1 protein-coding gene is annotated in these 515 nt (G+C 63.7%); it reads left to right on the forward strand.

The window, feature by feature from the left end:
• Window positions 1-54 precede the first annotated feature (54 nt).
• Entirely contained in the window at window positions 55-501 is a 447-nt protein-coding gene (locus ACFFGH_RS34465) for a hypothetical protein (protein WP_386677496.1), read from the forward strand.
• The last annotated feature ends 14 nt before the right edge of the window (window positions 502-515 follow it).

Raw genomic sequence — 515 nt, forward strand, 5'->3', positions numbered from 1 at the left:
CCGCTTCGCGGCGCGGCTTAACTCAGGTGTTAGGCGCTTAAGAGAGGACCTCGCATGTCGCGCATCAGTTCAGGAATTTCTTCGCTCTTCGTTGGCGCCGCGCTCGCCGCCTTTTTCGCGTGGTGCTGGGCGTATATCGCGGCGTACAGCCCGCTACCCAGTCTCGTGCTCGGCTCCGGCCTTCGCGGCGCTGGTTTTTCTGCTGCCATAACTGCTGCCGACTTCCTGGTGAGCGTCGGGCTCTGCGTCCCGGGCGCCTGGCTATTGATGCGCCTTGGTAGGGAGCAGACCCGAACCAACACTCTCCTGGCTGTAGCGGCGTTTGCGGCAGTTGCTGCACTCACAATGGGGCTCCCGGTCTTTTCGCACGGCGCTTTGGTCGTGGCGCAATACGCTCTGCAGCTCGCCGCTCTTCCGGCTGCCGTCTTGCTGTTAGCCGGCTCGCACCGCAGCGCGCCTAACAATTCGTCCAAGCCGACGCCGCTTCGCGGCGCGGCTTAACTCAGGTGTTAGGC

Source organism: Lysobacter korlensis (assembly GCF_042434515.1).

Coding starts and splice junctions, on each gene's coding strand:
- ACFFGH_RS34465 (WP_386677496.1), top strand. CDS start 55: ATGTCGCGCATCAGTTCAGGAATTTCTTCGCTCTTCGTTGGCGCCGCG.